The sequence below is a fragment of the Pseudoalteromonas sp. T1lg10 genome (genome assembly GCF_002964545.1).
GTDB lineage: Bacteria > Pseudomonadota > Gammaproteobacteria > Enterobacterales > Alteromonadaceae > Pseudoalteromonas.
The window spans coordinates 318,132-338,184 of sequence record NZ_PQBV01000051.1; the positions used below are offsets into that span (position 1 = coordinate 318,132).

General features: G+C 51.2%; 24 protein-coding genes. 8 read left to right on the forward strand and 16 right to left on the reverse strand.

The features are described from left to right. From C2M17_RS14675 to dapA, 10 genes are all read right to left on the reverse strand, one after another. Entirely contained in the window at positions 1 to 948 is a 948-nt protein-coding gene (locus tag C2M17_RS14675; protein ID WP_105201467.1) for an LpxL/LpxP family acyltransferase, read from the reverse strand. Between the two features lie 10 nt (positions 949 to 958). Further along, entirely contained in the window at positions 959 to 1,699 is a 741-nt protein-coding gene (locus tag C2M17_RS14680; RefSeq protein ID WP_105201468.1) for a glycosyltransferase family 2 protein, read from the reverse strand. 3 nt (positions 1,700 to 1,702) lie between these two features. Further along, positions 1,703 to 2,056, reverse strand: a complete 354-nt coding sequence (locus tag C2M17_RS14685) for an ApeI family dehydratase (RefSeq protein ID WP_105201469.1) — start codon at positions 2,054 to 2,056, stop codon at positions 1,703 to 1,705. Next, positions 2,049 to 3,392 (reverse strand): AMP-binding protein, encoded by a 1,344-nt coding sequence (locus tag C2M17_RS14690; RefSeq protein ID WP_105201470.1) that lies wholly within the window; start codon positions 3,390 to 3,392, stop codon positions 2,049 to 2,051. The genes C2M17_RS14685 and C2M17_RS14690 overlap by 8 nt, the downstream gene beginning before the upstream one ends. Beyond that, the gene (locus C2M17_RS14695; RefSeq protein WP_105201471.1) at positions 3,385 to 3,954 is read right to left on the reverse strand and encodes a hypothetical protein; all 570 of its coding nucleotides are present in this window, start codon (positions 3,952 to 3,954) and stop codon (positions 3,385 to 3,387) included. Before C2M17_RS14695 ends, C2M17_RS14690 begins: the two co-directional genes overlap by 8 nt. Positions 3,955 to 3,956: 2 nt before the next feature. Further along, positions 3,957 to 4,202 carry an acyl carrier protein gene (locus tag C2M17_RS14700; RefSeq protein ID WP_105201472.1) on the reverse strand — a complete coding sequence of 82 codons (246 nt, stop codon included), beginning with the start codon at positions 4,200 to 4,202 and terminating at the stop codon, positions 3,957 to 3,959. A 14-nt stretch (positions 4,203 to 4,216) separates the two neighbouring features. Next, a complete protein-coding gene (locus C2M17_RS14705) occupies positions 4,217 to 4,480 on the reverse strand; it encodes a phosphopantetheine-binding protein (protein WP_105189045.1) in 264 nt (87 codons plus the stop codon). Further along, positions 4,477 to 5,262 (reverse strand): lysophospholipid acyltransferase family protein, encoded by a 786-nt coding sequence (locus tag C2M17_RS14710; RefSeq protein ID WP_199774383.1) that lies wholly within the window; start codon positions 5,260 to 5,262, stop codon positions 4,477 to 4,479. The genes C2M17_RS14705 and C2M17_RS14710 overlap by 4 nt, the downstream gene beginning before the upstream one ends. Next, entirely contained in the window at positions 5,255 to 5,965 is a 711-nt protein-coding gene (locus tag C2M17_RS14715; protein WP_105201473.1) for a beta-ketoacyl synthase chain length factor, read from the reverse strand. Before C2M17_RS14715 ends, C2M17_RS14710 begins: the two co-directional genes overlap by 8 nt. A gap of 116 nt (positions 5,966 to 6,081) precedes the next feature. Then, positions 6,082 to 6,999, reverse strand: a complete 918-nt coding sequence (gene dapA, locus C2M17_RS14720; protein WP_105201474.1) for a 4-hydroxy-tetrahydrodipicolinate synthase — start codon at positions 6,997 to 6,999, stop codon at positions 6,082 to 6,084. A 165-nt stretch (positions 7,000 to 7,164) separates the two neighbouring features. Here dapA and C2M17_RS14725 point away from each other — a divergent pair, with 165 nt between their 5' ends. From C2M17_RS14725 to C2M17_RS15960, 4 genes are all read left to right on the forward strand, one after another. Then, the gene (locus tag C2M17_RS14725; protein ID WP_105201475.1) at positions 7,165 to 7,818 is read left to right on the forward strand and encodes a DUF6058 family natural product biosynthesis protein; all 654 of its coding nucleotides are present in this window, start codon (positions 7,165 to 7,167) and stop codon (positions 7,816 to 7,818) included. Positions 7,819 to 7,903: 85 nt separating this feature from the next. Further along, positions 7,904 to 8,986 (forward strand): substrate-binding domain-containing protein, encoded by a 1,083-nt coding sequence (locus tag C2M17_RS14730; protein ID WP_105201476.1) that lies wholly within the window; start codon positions 7,904 to 7,906, stop codon positions 8,984 to 8,986. A gap of 79 nt (positions 8,987 to 9,065) precedes the next feature. Beyond that, positions 9,066 to 9,470 carry a glycine-rich domain-containing protein gene (locus tag C2M17_RS15955; protein ID WP_199776037.1) on the forward strand — a complete coding sequence of 135 codons (405 nt, stop codon included), beginning with the start codon at positions 9,066 to 9,068 and terminating at the stop codon, positions 9,468 to 9,470. Between the two features lie 41 nt (positions 9,471 to 9,511). Next, positions 9,512 to 9,736 carry a hypothetical protein gene (locus C2M17_RS15960; protein WP_199776038.1) on the forward strand — a complete coding sequence of 75 codons (225 nt, stop codon included), beginning with the start codon at positions 9,512 to 9,514 and terminating at the stop codon, positions 9,734 to 9,736. A 136-nt stretch (positions 9,737 to 9,872) separates the two neighbouring features. On the opposite strand, the gene C2M17_RS14740 is transcribed toward C2M17_RS15960, so the two are convergent. The 6 genes from C2M17_RS14740 to ybaK form a co-directional block, all read right to left on the reverse strand. Then, positions 9,873 to 10,274 (reverse strand): cytochrome b562, encoded by a 402-nt coding sequence (locus C2M17_RS14740; RefSeq protein WP_105201477.1) that lies wholly within the window; start codon positions 10,272 to 10,274, stop codon positions 9,873 to 9,875. A gap of 81 nt (positions 10,275 to 10,355) precedes the next feature. Then, entirely contained in the window at positions 10,356 to 10,991 is a 636-nt protein-coding gene (locus C2M17_RS14745) for a flavin reductase family protein (RefSeq protein ID WP_105201478.1), read from the reverse strand. A 21-nt stretch (positions 10,992 to 11,012) separates the two neighbouring features. Next, positions 11,013 to 11,711 (reverse strand): SDR family NAD(P)-dependent oxidoreductase, encoded by a 699-nt coding sequence (locus tag C2M17_RS14750; RefSeq protein WP_105201479.1) that lies wholly within the window; start codon positions 11,709 to 11,711, stop codon positions 11,013 to 11,015. Beyond that, positions 11,704 to 12,096, reverse strand: coding sequence for a thiol-disulfide oxidoreductase DCC family protein (locus C2M17_RS14755; RefSeq protein ID WP_105201480.1), 393 nt, complete (start codon positions 12,094 to 12,096; stop codon positions 11,704 to 11,706). The genes C2M17_RS14750 and C2M17_RS14755 overlap by 8 nt, the downstream gene beginning before the upstream one ends. 111 nt (positions 12,097 to 12,207) lie before the next feature. Beyond that, positions 12,208 to 14,469, reverse strand: coding sequence for an acyl-CoA dehydrogenase (locus C2M17_RS14760; RefSeq protein ID WP_105201687.1), 2,262 nt, complete (start codon positions 14,467 to 14,469; stop codon positions 12,208 to 12,210). Positions 14,470 to 14,799: 330 nt separating this feature from the next. Beyond that, positions 14,800 to 15,261 carry a Cys-tRNA(Pro) deacylase gene (gene ybaK, locus C2M17_RS14765; RefSeq protein WP_105201481.1) on the reverse strand — a complete coding sequence of 154 codons (462 nt, stop codon included), beginning with the start codon at positions 15,259 to 15,261 and terminating at the stop codon, positions 14,800 to 14,802. A gap of 378 nt (positions 15,262 to 15,639) precedes the next feature. On the opposite strand from ybaK, the gene C2M17_RS14770 reads away from it, so the two are divergent. From C2M17_RS14770 to C2M17_RS14785, 4 genes are read left to right on the forward strand one after another with little or no spacing between them, the layout of a single operon-like run. Beyond that, the gene (locus tag C2M17_RS14770; protein WP_105201482.1) at positions 15,640 to 16,452 is read left to right on the forward strand and encodes a hypothetical protein; all 813 of its coding nucleotides are present in this window, start codon (positions 15,640 to 15,642) and stop codon (positions 16,450 to 16,452) included. Then, complete coding sequence (locus tag C2M17_RS14775; RefSeq protein ID WP_105201483.1) at positions 16,453 to 17,493, forward strand: substrate-binding domain-containing protein; 1,041 nt, start codon at positions 16,453 to 16,455, stop codon at positions 17,491 to 17,493. Beyond that, positions 17,493 to 18,983, forward strand: coding sequence for an ABC transporter permease (locus C2M17_RS14780; RefSeq protein ID WP_105201484.1), 1,491 nt, complete (start codon positions 17,493 to 17,495; stop codon positions 18,981 to 18,983). The genes C2M17_RS14775 and C2M17_RS14780 overlap by 1 nt, the downstream gene beginning before the upstream one ends. Before the next feature lie 13 nt (positions 18,984 to 18,996). Continuing rightward, the gene (locus tag C2M17_RS14785; RefSeq protein ID WP_105201485.1) at positions 18,997 to 20,013 is read left to right on the forward strand and encodes an ABC transporter ATP-binding protein; all 1,017 of its coding nucleotides are present in this window, start codon (positions 18,997 to 18,999) and stop codon (positions 20,011 to 20,013) included. The last annotated feature ends 40 nt before the right edge of the window (positions 20,014 to 20,053 follow it).

A 20,053-nucleotide genomic window follows, 5' to 3' on the forward strand; every position in this document is an offset into this window, starting at 1 on the left:
CTACTTCTCCTTGTGGCGCACGCTGTCTTCATCGCGTTGCCAAAAATCGTAAAAATTGAACCATTGATAAGGGCATTGCAGCGTCACGCGCTGCAACTCTTGAGCGTAATCATCTATTACCTGAGCCAGGGCCTGCTGCCGGGTTTTACGCGGCAAGGATAAGGCCTCGCTGTAATGACTGAAATGGACGTCAAAGCCATCACCACTTCGGGTACAGAATAGCCAGTATATTGGGCACTCCAGTAGCGCCGCAAGAATAAAGGGCCCCTGCGCAAAAGGCGCCGGCTCGCCAAGGAAGGACGCATAGTGCACCCGCCCAACCGCACTGGTGCTAGTGCGATCGCCGACAATCACTACAAACTCACCCTGCTCGACCTTGCTTTTAAGTAAAATCGCCAGATCCGGGCCCATATCGCTGACCTGAATAAGGTTGACGCTGACATTGGGGTTAATGCGCCCCAAGGTGCGATTAAATTCCACCGCGTGCTCGGTAAACACCAGTACATTGATCACACAGTTTTGATGACGCATGCCCAAGGCCCGGCATACTTCCAGGTTGCCCAAGTGCGAGCCGATAAAAATGGCGCCTTGGCGGCGGGCCACCAAGTCATCAAACAGATGTTGATTCTGATAACGCAATTGCGCCGGCGTAATACGCCCAAGCCAGGCATCAATCTTATCAAAGGCGCTGTCGGCAAAGGTACAAAAATGTTTTAACCCAGTGCCAAAACTAGGCTTAGGTTGACTGGGGTCAAACGTGTGGAGACGGCGCCAATAATCAAGGGACGCACGGCGTGCTTTTCTGCCGCTGACATAGAAATAAAACACCACCACAAACATAAACAGCCAGAGCACCCGGCGGCCAAAGAGCTTATACACGCCAAGTAAAAACTGCATGCCAAGATAGCTGCCACGCTCTTGGGTTTTTGACCAATGTTGTTCGCTCATATCGCGCCGCTTACCTTTGACCACTGAGCTTACGCCACAGCAATTTAGGCAGGCGTACCAACATGCCGAAAAACAAGCGGGTGTGCAGCCAGCTGATCTTAAGGTTATCGGCCAGCGGCTGAAAATGCGACACCCCGTCTTCTGGGTAAATCACTTGGGTGTCGACAAAACGCGAGGGCGTACCGCGCCAATACATGCGCACCATGATCTCAATATCGAAATCCATGCGTTTACCCAGCTCGCAGCGTGCAAATAGCGCCATACAAGGAGCCAGCGGATATACGCGAAAGCCGCACATGGAGTCTTTAATGGACAGACTCAGGGTTTCTACCCAGACCCAAAAATGGGTGATATAGCGACTTAAATATCTGTGTTTGGGGACCGAGTCGTCATACAGGGGGCGACCACTGATAATCGCCTCTGGATTTTCCCGGGAACATTCTACCAGTCGGTTCATATCCGCCAGGCAATGTTGGCCATCGGCGTCCACCTGCAGGGCATGGCTGTAACCGTTTTCATATGCCCAGCGCAGACCGGTTTGCACCGCTCCGCCCTTGCCCTGATTGATTTTATGGCGTAGCAGGGTCAAATCACTGTATTGCTGCGCCAGCTCGTCGAAGTATTTTTGCGCCTCGGCATGACTGCCATCATCGACCATGACTATCTTGTAACCGGCACCACTTAATTGCGCCAGCACCTGATCAATGGCATGGGTATGGTTGTAGTTAGGAATGACGATACACAAGTTCATGGCTTAGCTCGCAAAGACCAGGCGGCCACTGGCATGCTGACCCTTTTCAGAGTGATAACTAAAGAGTACCTTTTCGTTATTTTTCTTCGCCAATTGCAGCGTCACTTCCAATTCTGGGGTCATCACCACCTGAAACTTCAATACCTCAATATCGGCTATCTCCCCGCTCATGCCCAGATACTGACGAGCGTATTGCACCGCCCAATCCAGTTGCACGACACCGGCAAGGATAGGCGCACCCGGAAAGTGGCCACGAAAATAATCGAGCTCGGGTTGTAAATACAAGGTCAGCGCAACCTGGTCGTCCGTTTGTTCAATGGCGCGGATCTGCGGCTCGGTTATCACTAGATCAGACAAAATATTGCTCCAATTGCGAATAAATCAGCTTGCCCTGGCTGTTGTAGGGGAGCTGCTCAACATAACGCCACTTACGCGGTACACACACGGCTTCAAATTCCTGCCCCAGCCAGGCCTTTAACTGCACGGTTATTTCCCTGCTGGAAGCCTGCGATTCACCTGCATTGCCAAGTGCCACCAAGGCACCTAAACGCCCCGAAGAGAGTTGCAGCAGCGCACAGGCGCACACCAGAGGGTGCTGGCGCAAACGCGCTTCCATACCAACCAGGTCGACCCTTTTTTCCGCTACCTTCACGGTTCTATCGGCGCGCCCGAGTAACAAAAATCGACCATCACTCAATACCTGGCCCTTGTCATCCAACAGCCGGATTGGCTCGTCTATCAAGGGGGATTGCAGCGCCAAGCGGCCCTCGTCTGTGCTTAGACTGATGCCAGCAAAAGGCTGCCAGGGCGTTGCCGTCGTCGAAAGCACACTGCGATAGCCTATGCCGCCGGTTTCCGTGCTGCCATAAACCTGCACTACGCCTTGATGTAACTGCTCCGCCAAGGTAATGGCATCTGAGTCCGCCAAGGGTCCACCGGAGGAAAATATGCGCTCTATCTGTGCACGCTTCGGCACCAGAACATTGTCATCCACAAGCCTGGATAGCTGAGCTGGCGAGGCCACCACCTGCCAACGCCGATGATCGCCAAGTCGCTTGGCTAAATGCTCTGGGTATTGGTAACTGCTGGCTTCGAAGAAGTGCCCAAAACGCAGCGGCCACAGCAGTTTAAATAACAGCCCATAAATATGCTGGTGCGACACCATGGCCACAAAGGACAGATGTTCGGGCTTAGGCTCGGCGCAGATAAAGGTCTGCTCCAGGGTTTCTAGTTCACAGTTAATGGCATCCCAAGATTTATAAATGGCCTTGGCAGGACCGCTAGAGCCCGAAGTGAAAAACACCAGGCTGCCGGAGCCCTGAGCGCTGCCGGGCCAGTGTAAATCGCACGCCAATGAAGAATCTGGGGCAAAGGCGTCCACACAGGTAAAGCCAGGCGGGCTATCCGCCTCCAACTCACCGGCATAGAAACTGGTGATCTTTTGCAAATCACACAAGGTTTGTGGCTGAGCGTTAGGAGGTAAAACAATATCCAGCGGCAATTGCGCCAATGCCAGCAAACGCGCTGCAAACTCTATGCTATCGCTGTGATACAGCAACACCGAGGAGCCGGCTTCAAGAGACGCATAACGGCGATAAAAACTCTCGACTAAAGCAAGAAATTGTGCGCTGCTAAAAGCACAGCCGTCACGGCTGGCCATGTGCTCACCGAGGAGGTTTTTTAAGTTATACAAGCTTGCCCTGCCTTTTTAACCACAGCCTATAAGTCCACTCGCTGGCGGCCAAAAGGCCGATAAGCACATAGGCGATAAAGCCGTTATACCAGGTCCACAAAGCCACATCACCAAGCCAGACCGTGTAGGTGGCGGCGATACCATTGAGGACAAAAAAGGCACACCAGATCATGGTCACCTTACGGGTATAGCGTACGCCTTGCTCACTCAATTGTGGCTCCTGCAAGCGGGCAAAACGCTCCACCATGCTCTGCTTTTGCAGCAAACTTAGGGCAAAGGTGATGGCCATAATCAGGTTCACCATAATCGGGTAGAGTTGCAGCCACAGGGATGAGCCGCGCATTAGCGCCATCAACACCAGCAGCAAGCCAACGGCGGAGATAGGTAATAGCCAGTTGCCAATAGCCTTGTGGCGCAGCGCCAACAGCACGCGCCCTGTTAATAAGGCCGCCAACAGCCAGGCTACCTGTTGCTCATACCCCCGGCTTAAGCCCAGGTAAACCAAGACAGGATAAGCCAAAAGGCACAAGGAGATCAGTGCATTCACTATGCCTTTAAGCATGATTAATTAACGAGTTGTTCTACTTCTTTTACTACGTCCGCTACGGTACGCACCTGTTTAAAGGCTTCCGGCTCGATTTTCTTACCGGTGATTTCTCTTAGTTTCACAACCAAATCAACGGCGTCGATACTGTCTAAGTCCAGCTCTTCGTATAGGTTGGCATCCATACTGATGTCGTCGGCGTCGATTTCAAAGTCATTCTCTAAAATGCCACGTAATACGTCGTAAATTTCAGCAGCAGTTTTCATCTTCTATTCCACTATTAAGCGTTGTTGCGCGATTGTTCAATAAACTCAGCCAATGCATTGATAGATGCAAAGTGAGCCTTCGTTTGTTCTGAGTTAGCGTCGATTTTTACATCGAATGCCTTTTTAATGGCCAGACCCAATTCCAGCGCATCGATACTATCTAGGCCAAGGCCGTCAATGAACAAGGGCTCACTGTCGTCTATGTCTGCTACTTCGATGTCTTCCAGATCTAAGCTGGTAATAATTAGTTGTTTTAGTTCTAGTTTTAAATCACTCATAAATTCGCTACTTGATTATGAAAATAAGTTTCTAAGTGTTTGGTCAAGCCCCGCGATTGCATGCTCATGGGTTCATGCTCATGGCCCTGCCAGGGCTGCGGTTGCTCGGCGGCAATATGCATCGAAAAATGCGCTTTCTTCGGTGCCACCTTATACCAGGGCGTGCCCTTGGTCAGGGTGCTGGGCTTCATGGTGATCAGCACCGAGGTGATCACCGAGCCCGAAGGTAAACCACAGCGCAAAGCGATATTGGCAGCCCCGCGTTTAAATTTTTGCAGTGAGCCTTTGTCAGAGCGCGTTCCCTCGGGGAAAATAATCAAATTATTGCCCGCGGCTAACGAGCGACAACAATCCACCAGCAAGCCTTCGGGATCATCATTACTGATATAGCCGGTGCTTTGAATAACGCCGCGCATAAAGGGGTTTTTAAACAAATGCGCCTTAACCACGCAATCGGCCCTTGGCACAGAGGCAATCAGCACCACCACATCAATTAAACTTGGATGATTGGCAAGGATCAGCTGACCGCGTAAATTTTTAAAGGCATCGCGGTTGTGAACATGAAAACCTATCACCCCCAAGGTATCCATCACAGCCACAAAAAAGCGAAAAGTGTAATGCACCAGCTTTCGCGCCTTGCGCTGACGCACCTCGGTTTGCCGGTAAATTAACCGCTGCAAAGGCAGGATGGTCAGGCTTAAGATCATACCACCGAGACCAAAGAGAGCAAAACAAAAACCCGTGCCAAGCACGCGCCAACAGTAGTTGAGCTTGCTAATCATAGTGCAACCGCCATCCACTAAGCTCAATGCTTTTTTGCTCGTGCAGGGCCAGCGCTAAACTCAGCGCTGCAGCCACTGTAGGCTTGGTTGTTCCATCGCCTTGTTCAAGGCGTACAGCAGCACCATTATTTATGGCCTCAGAGTTTGTGCTCAGCACCAAGGCAAGGCAATGATCCACTTGCGGCTCATCGGCAAACTCCTGATACAGCTCGGGCAAGGTTTGATCGGCATGGATCACCATCACCCGCTCAACCTCTGGGTCTTGCAGCTGAATATAGGCCTCACACAGGGCGCTGTTAATGCTGTTGTTGCCGCCGGCCAAGGCGACAATGGGCGCCTTGTTATTGGTCAGAATCGATAAGAGTCCGGCTACGGCGTTATGTACCGACAAGCCAAACTGAGTAGGTGATAAGGGTTCATGCGCTTGAAGTTGTGCCAGCAAGTCCGACGTTTTATGCAGATCACCATGGCGGGATGAGAAAATAATCGGCAGCGGCTGAGCATCAGGGTTTACCTTATGGGCACAACTGAGGATCATCTTGGCAAAAGCGCTTAAACGGCGACGTTGAATGGGCTTGACCCAACTGACATCAAGCGCAATAAATTCTGACGCCAATGCATCTAAGAGTTTATTGAGCTCAATATTTTCTGTTAAGGCTGGCTGCGCCGCATATACGGCCAACTTTTCGACAGCACACTTCATCGCCAAAAGTCCGTTTATTCATAAGGCGCAAATAGTAATGGATTGTAAAAAAAATAGCAAAAAAGCCGGTACAATTAACCGGCTGTTAAGTCTTAAAATGTTACTGCTTGGCTAACTTAGTACAATTTAAACGCATTTTCAGCGATGATAGCCGCTGTTTGCTCACCAACCAGGTACTTTTCATCCAATTTGGACATAAGTTCAACACCCAGTTCTTGTTGTTTTTGTGTTAATGGCACATAGGGTAAACGCAGCACAGGTTTTACCGCGCCTGTCATCGCCAACGCCGTGTTAATGGCAATGGGGTTAGGTTCACAAAACAGCCAATTCATCAGCGGTGTAAGCTCGGCATTGAGCTCAGGTTGAGGTGATTTCAGCAAGTCACAAAACAGCTCGGGGATCAGGTTAGTGGCCACCGAAATCACACCATGGGCACCGTGCTGATGCACCGCATCATGAGCTTCATCATCATTACCTGACCAACAGGCGATGCCTTGGCTTTCATAGGCGGCAATGCGCTCGTTGCCCTGGCACTCTTTCATACCGATGAAGTTTTTGTGCTGGGCCAATGAGCCGATAAAGTCAGGGGTGAGATCCTGACCTGTGCGCCCCGGAACGTTATAGATAAAAGCAGGGCCGATATCGAGTACGGCATTAAAATGAGCTTGTAAGCCCAGCACAGAGGTACGGCCATAGTAAGGATTGATCTGCAAGGCGGCATGCATACCTGTGGCAAAACCGTATTTAGTGGCTTTAATAGCTTCACGGGTGTTGTTGCTGCCGGTGTTACCTATGATCAAGATACGTTCGGCAAAGGTAGCGACGCTGTGAGCAATCAGCATTAAATGCTCTTCCCAATTCATCAGTTGCCCTTCGCCGGTAGTACCGCCAACAACTATACCATCGACACCGGCGGCAATCTGGCGCTCCACCAAAGCATCAAAGGTTTCCAGGCAAATTTCGCCATCGTCGTTATACGGGGTCTTTATCGCAGTAATCACCCGTGCCTGTCTTAATTGCTCCATAGTTCCCATGCTATTGGCTTCTCTCACTAACTATTTTTACTAATTTAATCATATTCAAACGCCTATGCCGAGAGGAACGACACCTTTGCGTAATAATTTCTCCATTTTAAGGCTTGCAACTTAATCGGGTTTGAATCAAGATAACTGTATAAATATACAGTTATCGATTTACCTATGCATCTTTTGGATTATTTGGAACAATTTTTCTACCGGGAAGATCAGCTTTGCCAACACCTGGGTGTAGACCGTGAGCAACTTGAGCACTGGCAGCATCTGTGCATTTTTCCTCAGGCCAGCTATAGCCTGGAAAACACCATTCAATGCCACTCGGTACAGGGGATTTATGACTGTCAGGTATTTTGGCAGTACTACCCTATCGCTATGCAGGACTGGGGACGGCAAATTGCCAAGGCAAACATAGAGTCGGCCAGTGTAGCCTTTAACCTCTTTGCCCAGCGGGCGATGCAGGCGCTTTACTCTTTGCAAAACGAGGGGCTCTACCTGGTTGACGACTACCTGGAAGATATTGACGAGCGACTCACCCACCTGTGGCAGCAATTTTTAAGCGGCCAATTCGGTACCCAAACCCGACAAGGGCAGATTGAAGAAATTATCCATATGGATGCATTACGCTACAGCATAGACACCCTTACCGAAGGGATGACGGTCACCGCCTTAAGTGCCGAGCAAAGGCAGCAATTACACCCAATTATGAAACAATTTTCCAAAGCGATTATTGAACCGCCTGGCCATGAATACAAGCATTCGCTGCGCGCCAAATACCTGGATGCCCTGGTGCTCAAGTATGATTTATCGTTAAAACGCTAAACTAAAGCGGAAATTGTCGACCCTTCCTTTACTGATGCACGCACGCCACATACACTAGGGTCTATATCAGTTATATGTTGAAATAATGACGATTTTCCGCTTTTTACTCGTTTCGTTCACCCTCAGCTTGCTGCTTATCAGTGCAGGCGCTCAAGCCGATCCCGATGCCCAGCCGCTTAAGGTACGCTTTGTGAACCCCGGTCACCAGTTCGATAATTCGACCGGCCTGTTTTGGCGTAACGTGGCCCTGGCGATGGAAGCTGTGGCCGAGGATCTCGATATTAAATTGTCGGTCACCTATGCCAATCGCAATCATATTTTAATGAAGTCGCAACTGAACGACGCGCTCAGAAGCAATGCCGACTATGTCATAGTGGTTGACGAGAAAAAAGCCATAACCAAACTGATCAAGGCCGATGCTGAATTAGATAAGCCACTGTTATTTATTTATAATGCTCCGCAGGAGCACATTCTCACCACTAAACCAGATTGGCTGCTCGGCTATATTCTTCCCAATCATTTCGAGGCCGGTTATAAGCTGGCCCGCGGTCTGTTTGAGCGCGCCATTGAGCGTTTTGGTGAAGATGCCAAACTCAATATGCTGGCACTGTATGGCGATCACACTACCGATTCGGCACTCAGCCGCCAGCGTGGCCTGGAATTGTTTTTACGCCAGCACCCGGAAGTAAACCTGGTATACCATGAAGTGGCAAATTGGTCCGCAGAGCAAGGCTATCGCAAAAGTATTCGCGTGCTTAGTCATATCAAGAATATCAATATGATTTGGGCAGCCAACGACCCCATTGCAGGGGGCGCTCTTAGAGCTGCTGCGAGTGTAAACTCGGCGCAGCTACCGGTCGTCGGCGGTATCAATTGGGATAAGATGGACACCGATGAACACCTTGATGTTTCCGTCGGTGGCCATGTGTTATTGGGGGCTGCGGCCTTGATCATGTTGCACGATGCCCATCATCAGGGCGATACCTTTATCTCTAGCAGTAACTTCGCCATATTTGAGCCCGATTCCGAGCAATATCAAATACTGATCAAGGCCATACAAGAACGCACCCTGGGCAATATTAACTTTAAGCGCTTTAGCAGCTTACACCAAGAGCCCTGGCCCTTTACCTTGCAAAACCTAGCTCTGTGTATACAAAAAGGCTGTTAGCCAAAAAACAACTTGCTTCCAAGGGCAACCCGTAGTTAGCTGAATAATAAAAAGAATAACCCATGGGCAGGGACAGCAAATGTTAATGACATCCATCACGGCGCTGATCGTTTTAGGTCTGAGCGTCTATTTATACCAGCGCCGCAAAAAGCAAGCACAGCGAGTGTATATAGAGCGATATCAGTTTGCCCCGGCGATAGCCGCCAAAGTAAAGCACGCTTACCCCCATCTCAAAGACAAGGACGTAGAGCTGGTATTGCAAGGGCTAAGGGATTACTTTTATATCTGTCATCAAGCTGGCAATAAAATGGTAGCCATGCCCTCGCAGGTGGTCGACGTGGCCTGGCATGAATTTATCCTCTTTACCCGCAACTATCAGCAGTTTTGTAAAAAGGCACTCGGGCGCTTTTTGCACCATACCCCAAGCGAGGCCATGAGAACCAAGGTGGTCGCCCAGGATGGTATCAGGCGCGCTGGCGTTTAGCCTGTGCCAAAAGCAACTTACCCGCTGCGGCACCCACGCAGTTGCCCCTACTGTTCGCTCTCGATAGCCAGCTTGAAATTAAAGATGGCTTTGTCTACGCCTTAGATTGCAAGAATAAAAAGTCGCCCCTGTATGGCGATGGCTATTGTGCCGCCCATATAGGTTGTTCATCGGGATGTGCAGGTGACAGCGGTTCAACGTCGAGCTCGAGCGATAGTGTCGGCGGTGACTCAAGCTGCGGTGGAGGCTGTGGCGGCGGCGATTAACACCGCAACCAGTGAGAAACTAATACCAAATCTGTTAAGTATGTGATCAGATATAGCGCTGGATAAATTCCAACGCGGTGAGCACGACATTTAGCCCGCTAGGGTGATTAGCTATTTAAGTGAATTGGTATAAATATTATTGACCAAACAATAATTGCCACAAGCCCGGTGGCTCATGAAGCTCGTGGTATTCCTTGCGCAGTGAGTCAATGCTTTTTAGGGCCACGCTCGCTTGCGCCAATTCGTTGTTCTGCGTCAAGGTACGAGCCAGTGCAATCTGCTCCAACACCTTGTCCAACCCCAACTGAGACTTTTCCGGCTCTTTGTTAAAGCGAGTCTGCTTGGCTTGCTCTACCAAGGTCTCTAGCTCGTCCAAGGCCATAAGCATTTGCCCTTGATCTTCGGCTTTAACCGCTTGTTTAAAGCTGTGGCCCATTTTCTTCATCACGGCTTCGAGATCAACGCTCTGCTGAGCCGTTGTCTGCATTGACGCAAGACCAATAAAAACACCAAGAAACAGGGATAAGACTAAACGCATTGGAAAAACCTCTTAATTCAACTTGCCGACATTGTACCTCAGCACAGTCTCGACACAAGGGCGCTGTCAATCCCCTTTACACTAGTCATCCAGGGCGCTTGGCCACACATGGGGCTGTGCGTAACTGAGGCGGCCAAGGCGACTGCCAACATGGTACCCGTCTAATCCCGTTATCGCCACCGTATCTATACTGTGAAGGTCGATATGGCCGTCGCTGCACAAAGCGTTGTCACTGACTTCCCCCTGTTCGATTGCGCCAATCAAGATCAGGGTGCCATTTTGTTCTATGACCTGCTCGGCAACCAATTTCACCGAATATTTCAACAGGCTTTGGCTGACGAAAGGAGCGGGACACTCACCGATAAATTGAGGCTCTAAACCCACCGCATCAAATTCACTTTCATGCACAGCGTACTTGGCCGATGTCTGATGCGCGGCCTGCCAAAAACCAGTGTTCACCTGGTTGATGGTATACCAACCCGTGGCCCTTATATTACTCAGGGTATGGCGCTCCACCACATCCGGGCGCATGATCATGGCAACCAAAGGAGGATGCGCCCCCAGGTGCACCACCGAGCTGACAATGGCTAAGTTATGGTTTCCCCGACCATCTGTGGTGCCCACCAGATTTGCACTTTTATACCCCGACAGGCTGTTTACGAAGTGCGCTCTATAGCGCGAGGGCATGGCGTCGAGATCGTCTTTACTAAATTGCATACATTAGATTCTCTATAAACTTTAAAACTCAATAGCTTGCCTATTCCAATCATAAAAGCCGCAGGGCGGAAGAAAGGCGTAATCGTTACTCAATTCTCGTAATCGCTGGGCGACAAAATGAGGGCTGAACAACTTGCCCGCAGGCACATTTTTTTGAAACGGCTTAGACAGCGCACTGTCCGTGGTACCGGGATGAAACAGCAAAAATTTGCTTTGCTTGTGCGTGCGCCGGATTTCAATAGCAGCGGTTTTAGTAAGCATATTTAAGGCCGCCTTTGAGGCGCGGTAGCTATACCAGCCCCCCAGACGGTTATCTGTGATGCTGCCCACGCGGGCACTCAAAATGGTGACCACGCATTGCGCTTCGGGCGCCAAAATCTTGCTTAGGTTCGACAGCCACCACATAGGGACTACTGTGTTGCACTGCATCACCTCGAAAAAGGCCGACTGCGAAAAAGCAGTTAGGGATTTTTCGGGCTGCACCTCCACTGCGTGCAGCATGCCGTTGCAAATATAAATGTGCTCAAAGGCCAATCCCTGTCGTTGGGCATCAAGACACCAGTTGGCAATCGCCTGCTCACTGTAAGCCAAACAGCTGTGGCGCTCACGCGCGAGCCTGGCTCTGCTCACGCTGTGCACCTGCGTCCCGTGTGACTCCAACTCTTCGATAAGGGCTCGGGCTATGGCACTCGAAGCTCCTATGACCAAAGCCCTACTCATGGCGCTTACCCACTGCGCACTGCTCTTTGCAAGCTCGAGTCGATAGCCAGAGCGATATTCTGTGGCGATTGTTAGCAAAAATTCGATAACAGTAGTCTGCGACAATACGGATCAGCGGCCAGCGCAACACCCTTAACCAAGGGTACTTGCCAACCGCCCGCCACACGGCGACATTGGCATCCAACCCCAGTAAAATCTGCCCTTTGTCATCAAGGGCATGCAAGGTATTTAAGGCGGCGTGATAATCAATCATGGGGAAAGATGAAAGGTCTTCATCGTTATTAATATCGATAAGTACAAGGGCACCCTTATGAGCGTACCCTTTTAATTTTCTGATCTCGGCGGCACACAGCGGACAATGGCCGTCATAAAATAAAGTGAGCATACATTCCCTCCGTCTGGCATTACGAACAGAGGCCGCCTTAAGATCACCCAATAAAAAAGCCCTTACGCAGAGGTAAGGGCTTGGTGGTAATGCAAATGTGACAGGGAATAATCAGCTGGCGCTGCGTAGACTCATGTCTTGGCCGTCGGCACGAGTGCCGTCCGGGCGCAGCAGGTTCATATCGAAATCGAACTCATCAACGCGAATAGCCAGCTCACGCTTGCGGTTATAATCAACCAAAGACGCATACTCGTTGGCATCGATCACACTGGCTGCCAGGGCATTATCCAGCGTCTCGGCAAAACGCACACCAGAGCGAATCTGCTTCGACTTAATGGCCTTGCGTACCTTGGCCAGGCTCTCAAGGTTTGCCAGCTTGGCTTTATAGGCCTGCTCATTGATATCGTGACCATCGCCCGGCGTTGGCTTCACCAGATGCGTCAACTGGGCTTTAATGGCCGTATCCAGTTGCGCCTGATGGGCCAGTTCGCGAACCAAGTTGTCGCCAATGGCTGGCATCTTGTAGCCGTACTGCCAGGTTAGGAAACGCATAAACTTACGCGTGCCCGATGCCGGGAAGTTATCCAAGAAGGCATGCAGTGCCTGCTCTGCCTGTTGCAGTGCCCAGCGGGTCGCATAGTGGAAGTATGGCGCCGCTTGCTCGCGATCTGCGCTGCTGACCTTTTGCTCATAGTATTTAATCGAAGCCATGGCCGCATACATATAGCTCATCACATCGCCTAGGCGCGCCGACAGCATTTCCGCCTGCTTTAACTTTCCGCCCAAAACCAATAAGGAGAAATCCGCATACACGGCTAAGCGTGACGACAACTTGTGAACCGCCTTTTCATACTGGCGTACTTCAGGCAAAGACGATGCGCTTGGCGCGGTAAAAGGCAGTAAACCATGTTTGAAAGCACGCAGCGCATTGGCGGTGCTGTAGCCCACGGTTTTACGAAGAATTCGATTAAAGGTGGCATCGGCATCTTTTTCTTGCGAGTGAATGGACTCCACCATGCTCTGCAAGTAAGGGTGACAGCGCATCACGCCTTGACCAAAGATCATCAGGTTACGCGTCAGGATATTCGCCCCTTCTACCGTAATGGCGATGGGCTGAGCGACAAAGCCGCTGGCCAGGGTGTTTTGCGGGCCGCGCTGAATGGCTTTACCGGCTTGAATATCCATGGCCGAGTTCAGCACGTCGCGGCCGATTTCGGTCATATGGTACTTAGCAATGGCGGTTACTACCGAAGGTTTTAGACCCATGCCCAGACCTTCTGTGGTGAGCACACGCATGGCTTCTTGTAAGTAGGTTTTACCGGCAATATCGGCCAGCTTTTCCTGAATACCTTCGAATTGACCTATGGCCAGACCAAACTGTTCACGCACCGCGGCATACTCGGCGGCGCCCTTAAAGGAAACCTGAGATACCGACACACCTAAAGCTGGCAGTGAAATACCACGGCCGGCACCCAAACAGCTCACCAGCATCTGCCAACCGCGACCGATGTTCTTTTGTCCGCCGATAATAAAGTCCATAGGAATAAAGACTTTTTCACCGCGCGTCGTACCATTATAAAAACGCACGCCCATAGGGTCGTGGCGATTACCCAGCTCCACACCCGGGTGGGTATTTGGAATAAGCGCACAGGTAATGCCGAGGTCTTCCTTATCACCCAGCAGGTGATCCGGATCCTGCACCTTAAAGGCTAAACCCAATACGGTGGCGATAGGTGCCAGGGTGATATAACGCTTGTCCCAGGTTACTTCCAGGCCAAGTACCTTCTCGCCCTGGTATTCACCTTCTTTAACCACGCCGATATCCGGAATACCACCGGCATCCGAACCCGCTTCCGGGCTGGTCAGGGCGAAACAAGGAATATCGCGACCATTGGCAAGGCGCGGCAGATAATGATTTTGTTGCTCTTCGGTACCATAGTGCAGCAATAGCTCACCCGGGCCCAAGGAGTTTGGCACCATCACGGTCACGGCAACCGCCGATGACTTAGTTGAAATGGTGGCCACTATGGTCGAGTTGGCATAGGGGCTAAATTCAAGACCACCGAACTTCTTCGGAATGATCAGCGAGAAGAAACGTTCTTTTTTCAAGAACTCTAGAATATGCTCAGGCAGATGCGTGCCCGATTGAATCTCGGACTCATCGATCATTTCCAACAGCTGGGCCACGGGGCCATCTAGGAAAGCTTGCTCTTCTTGGCTCAAGGTTGCCGCTGGCACATCGCGCAGCGCCGCGAAATCCGGTTTACCACGGTAGATAGAACCTTCTAACCATACATCACCGGCGTCCAGCGCCTCTTGCTCTGTGATGGAAATACTAGGAAGGATTTTTTTTAATTTTGTACGTAAGCTCATAACCAACTCATCTGACCAGTTAATTTCCATTATTACGTCATAAAAATCTGAATAGATCAATTGGTCCAACCAGTTTTTTTAACACAAATTTCAAACTTTATTTGCCTTATTCGCCCCAAGCGCCTGAATTACCGCGCTTTGAGCGTACAGGTGTACGCAAAAATAATTTTGCTCAGTACGTGACTCAAGGAGGGGGTTCGAGTGCTCCGCTAGTGAAAAAGCATGAAACAAATACGCAGGGAGAAGATTGTTTGGGGAAAAATGAGCGCCGCAGCAAGCGCCCAACAACACAGAGCGCGCTCGATAGAGAGCGCAATAAAGGCACTAGGGCTAAAACTCACCGCTACGGGCATTTAGAAGGGTAATTAAATCCTTTGGTGCCAAGGCCAGCTCAACACCGCGCTTGCCGGCACTGACATAAATTGTTTCCTGCGCCAGGGCGCTTTGATGCACATACACGGGCAGTCGTTTCTTTTGCGCAAAGGGGCTCACGCCGCCGAGCACATAGCCGGTTACCCGCTCCACATCGGCCCCCGCGGCCATGGCCGCTTTTTTACAGCCCGCCAGTTTGGCCAGAGATTTGGTATTCACCTGTTGGTTCACCGGGGTAATGGCGACCACAAACCCTTGCTCTGCGGTTTCCAGCACCAAGGTTTTGAATACGCAGGCCCCGTCCAGTGCCAATTTATCTATGACTTCCTGACCATAATTATCAACCTGGGCGTCATGCTCAAAACTGATGAGCTCAAACTTCACCTTATGCTTGGTTAAAAAGGTTACCGCTGGGGTCATGTCCAATCCCTTGTTCTAAGTAGATATACCAATTCACTTAAATAGCTAATCATTCTAGCAGGCTAAATATCATGCTTACAGCGTTGGAATTTTTCCATGTAGAATAACTACATAAGAAAAATACCGCCTTGTTATCATATCATTTATCCAGCGCTATATCTGATCACATATCTAACAGAATTGGTATTACCATCAAGCAGCATACTGTTTACTTAGGGCATTTGTCTATGCTCCATCGGGTCTATGAGACCCAGCTTTTGCTGATGTGCTGTTTGGCACAAAAAGTAACGGAACACGACACTTTAATGTATTGATTTAAACGAGTTGTGCGGATATGATAATAACTATCATTTACAATTAGCCTTGGATCCCCACGCTATGAATTCATTGTATAAATCAGTCAAAACCTTGGGCGTGAGCCTGTTATTCGCCTCTGCATTTAGCTTTCAGCCGGCCTTTGCCAACGGTCCTATCGGCGAACACGTTAATCACCTACAAGAAAACCTAAAAGATTATTCCGAAGAAGTACAATGGATGATTGGCAAGGTTGATGCCATGGTCAGCGATTACGAGGCCAAGGGCAACAAGGCGGTAAACAGCGATGACCTCGTTGAATACTGGGAATCGGTTAAATTTCACAGCGCCATCGAAACTAACTATGTGCCCGTTTATGCTTCTATCTGGCAAGGGCTTTACGGCATCAAGATGGCCATAGACAATAAAGCGCCAGCGGCCGAAGCACGCAAACAGCAAGAAGCGCTCAATGCGGCCTTATGGCAAGGCTTGGGGGCAGTTAAACTGGCGGCGCAATTCCAGCAAAAAGGCCTGCTTCAGAGCGTGAAGGCTACGGCTACAGAGACCATGACACAAAGCGCCACCATGGACGAGATCAAGCACAAGCTCGACCGTGTCGTTGCCAAATATGCAGAACGCCTTGGCGATGAAGCCACGCAGATCGTTCATGACACCTACCTGCACCTGTTTGAAGGCGTTGAAGGCACCTTAATTGAGCAAGATGCCAACCTGGTTGAAGAGCTAGAAAAAGACTTCAATGTAACTCTGCCAAAGGCGATCGCCGATAACAAGAGCGTCGATGACGTGCGTGCTGTGGTCGTTGCCATGCAGGGCAAACTAGATCGTGCTAAAAAGCTCATTGAAAAGGCCGAAAAAGCCCGTAAGGACGTGTTCTAAGTGAAACGCAGAACCTTTATTCAGGGTCTGGCCGCCTTTGGGGTAGCCAGCACCTTGCCGCTCCCCCTAGCGCGGGCATTCGCGGCCACCGCTGCCAACCCGGTATCGGTGGACAGTCTGCCCGCCCTCGAAGGCAAGCTAACCTTATACCTTGGCCGTGGCGAAGGCGGTCTGTATGAAAATGTCCTGCAAGCCATTCAAGATAAAAACCCGAATTTAGAGCTGGGTATTCGCCGCGGCCCCACTGCTGCCCTGGCCAACACCATAGTCGCGGAAGCGAAAATGGGCGTACGCCGCGCCGATTTATTCTGGGCGGTGGACTCCGGTGCCATAGGCTTGGTAACCGATGCCGGGCTGGCACAGCCGCTGCCTGCTGACTTATCGGCACAACTGCAACCTCAGTTTCGCTACGAGGGCTGGGCGCCAGTGACCGGCCGCATACGCACCCTGCCCTACAACACAGAGCGTTTGACCAAGGAGCAGATCCCCGAGAGCATTATGGCCATTGCCGACAGCGACCTGAGTATTGGCTGGGCCCCGGCCTATGCCTCATTCCAGTCCTTTATCACAGCGATGCGTTTGCTTGAAGGTGATGATAAAACCGCCAAGTGGCTGAAAAAGGTGAAAAAGAAAGCCAAATCCTATGCCGGTGAACTGGGCGTAGTGATGGCTGTGGAGCGCGGTGAAGTAGACATAGGTTTTGCCAATCACTACTACAGTCTGCGCCTTAAAGCGGGTAAACCCGAAGCCAAGTTAGATCTTGCCTTTACCCAAAATGATGCAGGCTGTTTGGTTAATGCCTCAGGCATTCTCGCGCTGAATAAAGACCCGCTGGCGACCAACTTTATGCGTTACCTATTAAGCGCTGAGGTACAGGGTTATCTGGCCCGTGAGGCCCATGAAATCCCGCTTATCGAAGGCATTAAACCGCCCGAAGGATTGCCCTCACTGGCCAGCATTTCACCGCCTAAAATAGACTTAACGCAACTGGCGGACCTGCGCCCGACCCTGGATTTAATGCGTAACAACGGTGTGCTCTAATGCGTCTACCCGCTTCCTACCCCATGGCGCTGCTTGCAGCGCTCGTGGCCTTAACCCCTGTGTATGTGCTGCTCACGCTCGCCAGTGACGCAAGTAATGTATTCGACAGCCATAACCTCACCATACTCGGCAATACCCTGTCGCTGATGGTACTGACTGTGTTGGGCTCGATCATTATCGGCGTGCCCCTGGCCTTTATCAGCGCCTATGTGCATCTACCTCTGAAGAAGATGTGGCTAGTGGTGTTTGCCGCGCCCTTAGCCATCCCCAGCTATATCGGCGCTTTTACCCTGTATGCGGCCTTTGGCCCGGGGGGAGAAATCAACCAGCTGTTTGGCATAGCCACGCCGCCCATGTATGACCTCAGCGGCGCCGCCATTGTTATGACCCTGTACACCTTTCCCTTTGTCATGCTGACCACCCGCTCTTCACTGCTGAGTATCGATGCCAGCATGGTCAATGCCGCAAGAACCCTGGGCATGTCGATGGCCATGAGCATATTTAAGGTAATTTTGCCCCGGGTGGTAAACGGTATTGCCGCCGGCGCCTTGTTGGTGGCCCTGTATACCTTGTCTGATTTCGGTACCCCGGCGATGATGCGCCTCGATACCTTCACCCGGGTGATCTATGTTGAGTACAATGCCTTTGGTTTAAGCCGCGCCGCCATGCTGTCGTTGCAGTTGATGTGTATTGTCGGCTTTTTGCTGTTTTTAGAGTCGCAAATTAAAACCGCCACCGAGCGCCATGGCCGCCCACTGATGCTCTTTCCTAAGCCGTGGCAACTCGGTGCCATGTTCGTTACCTTCGTGCCAGTGCTATTACTAGCGATTGGCCTGCCCCTGGGGGTTTTCTCGCTGTGGCTGGTCCGCGAAGGCCTGGCCGAGTTCGATTTCACCATTGCCTGGCATTCGGCCTACGCCTCGGGCATAGCGGCACTGGTGGCGGTGATCGTTGCTATCCCTGTGGCCCATGCAGCGCTCAGCGGTAAGGCCGGTCGTGTTATGGAGCGTATCACCTATTTCGGCTTTGGCATTCCCGGCATCGTCATGGGCACCGCACTGGTTTACGCCGGCCTGCAACTACCCATGCTTTATCAAACTCTGGCCCTGCTGGTTATCGCGTATGTGCTGCGGTTTTTACCCTTGGCGGTGGGCTCGGTGCGCACCAGCACCGAGCATATGGACGCCAGTTTAGTTAAATCGGCGCGCGTTCTTGGGGCCAGCCCACGAGAGGCCTTTACCCGCATCACCTTGCCGCTGACCGCGCGCGGTATAGTCGCAGGTGCTGCCCTGGTATTTTTAGAATCAATGCGAGAATTAGAGGCCACACTCTTGCTCGGCCCGACTGGATTCGAGACATTGTCGACGTACCTATGGCGCGTTTACGAAGCGGGCTACTTTGGCCGCGCCGCCATCCCCGGGCTCTTGCTTGTAGTGATCTCCGCCTGTGGTTTAGCTATTATGCTTTCCGGTGAAAAACGCAGTAATTAAGGATCAAGAATACATGTTATCTGTTAGTAAGTTGGCTATCGATTATGGCAGTAATCGGGTCGTAAGCGACTTAGATCTCTCATTGGGTGAGAGCGAGATCCTGATGCTGGTTGGTCCTACCGGCTGCGGTAAAAGCACCATTTTACAGGCCCTCGCCGGGCTTATTCCAATCAGCGCCGGAGAAATCAATCTTGGCACCTGGCGCGCCACCCCAAAGTTACATGTGCCCCCGGAAAAACGCCGTGTCGGCATGGTGTTTCAGGACTTTGCCCTGTTCCCCCATCTCACCGTACAGCAAAATATCTGCTTTCGCTTAAAGGACACCTCCTTAGCGGAGCACTGGATTGAACTGCTTGGTCTTGGTGCCTTTGTCGATAAAAAGCCCGCCACACTGTCAGGCGGCCAAAAGCAACGGGTGGCATTAGCGAGAACGCTCGCTCACCAGCCAGACTTTGTGCTTTTAGACGAGCCTTTGTCGAATCTGGATGCGGCGCTTAAAGACACCTTGCGCTGGGATATTCGCAATGCCTTAAAAGACGCGGGCGTCCCGGCGATTTGGGTGACCCACGACCAAGAAGAAGCCCTGTCGGTAGGCGACCGAGTCGGGGTGCTCAAAGACGGACGTATTCAACAAATCGATTCTCCTGAGCACTGCTTTAGCCTGCCGAGCAATCGCTTTGTAGCGCGCTTTTTAGGCGAAGCCAGCTTTATTGCCGGCGACTATCAACACGGCCAAGCCAGCACCGCTATAGGCATAGCACCGGCGCAAGGCATAGATTGTGATGCAGGCGCCGTGGATGTGCTGCTGCGCCCCGATGACGTACTGTTGGCGCAAAATGGCGATAACAGTAACGGTACCGTAACCTGGGTGCGCTTTGAAGGCGGCAGCCGCCTGTGTGCGGTTGAGCTGACCTGCAATACCCTAGTCACCAGCCGAGTAAGCCACGAGGTGATGGTACGTCCCGGAGATAAGGTGCATATCTCGCTCAGTACCTCTCACCCGCTGGCGGTGTATCAGCAACGTCAATAAAAAAACCTTACTAGGAGCCCGTGATGCTGGGCTCCCGCTC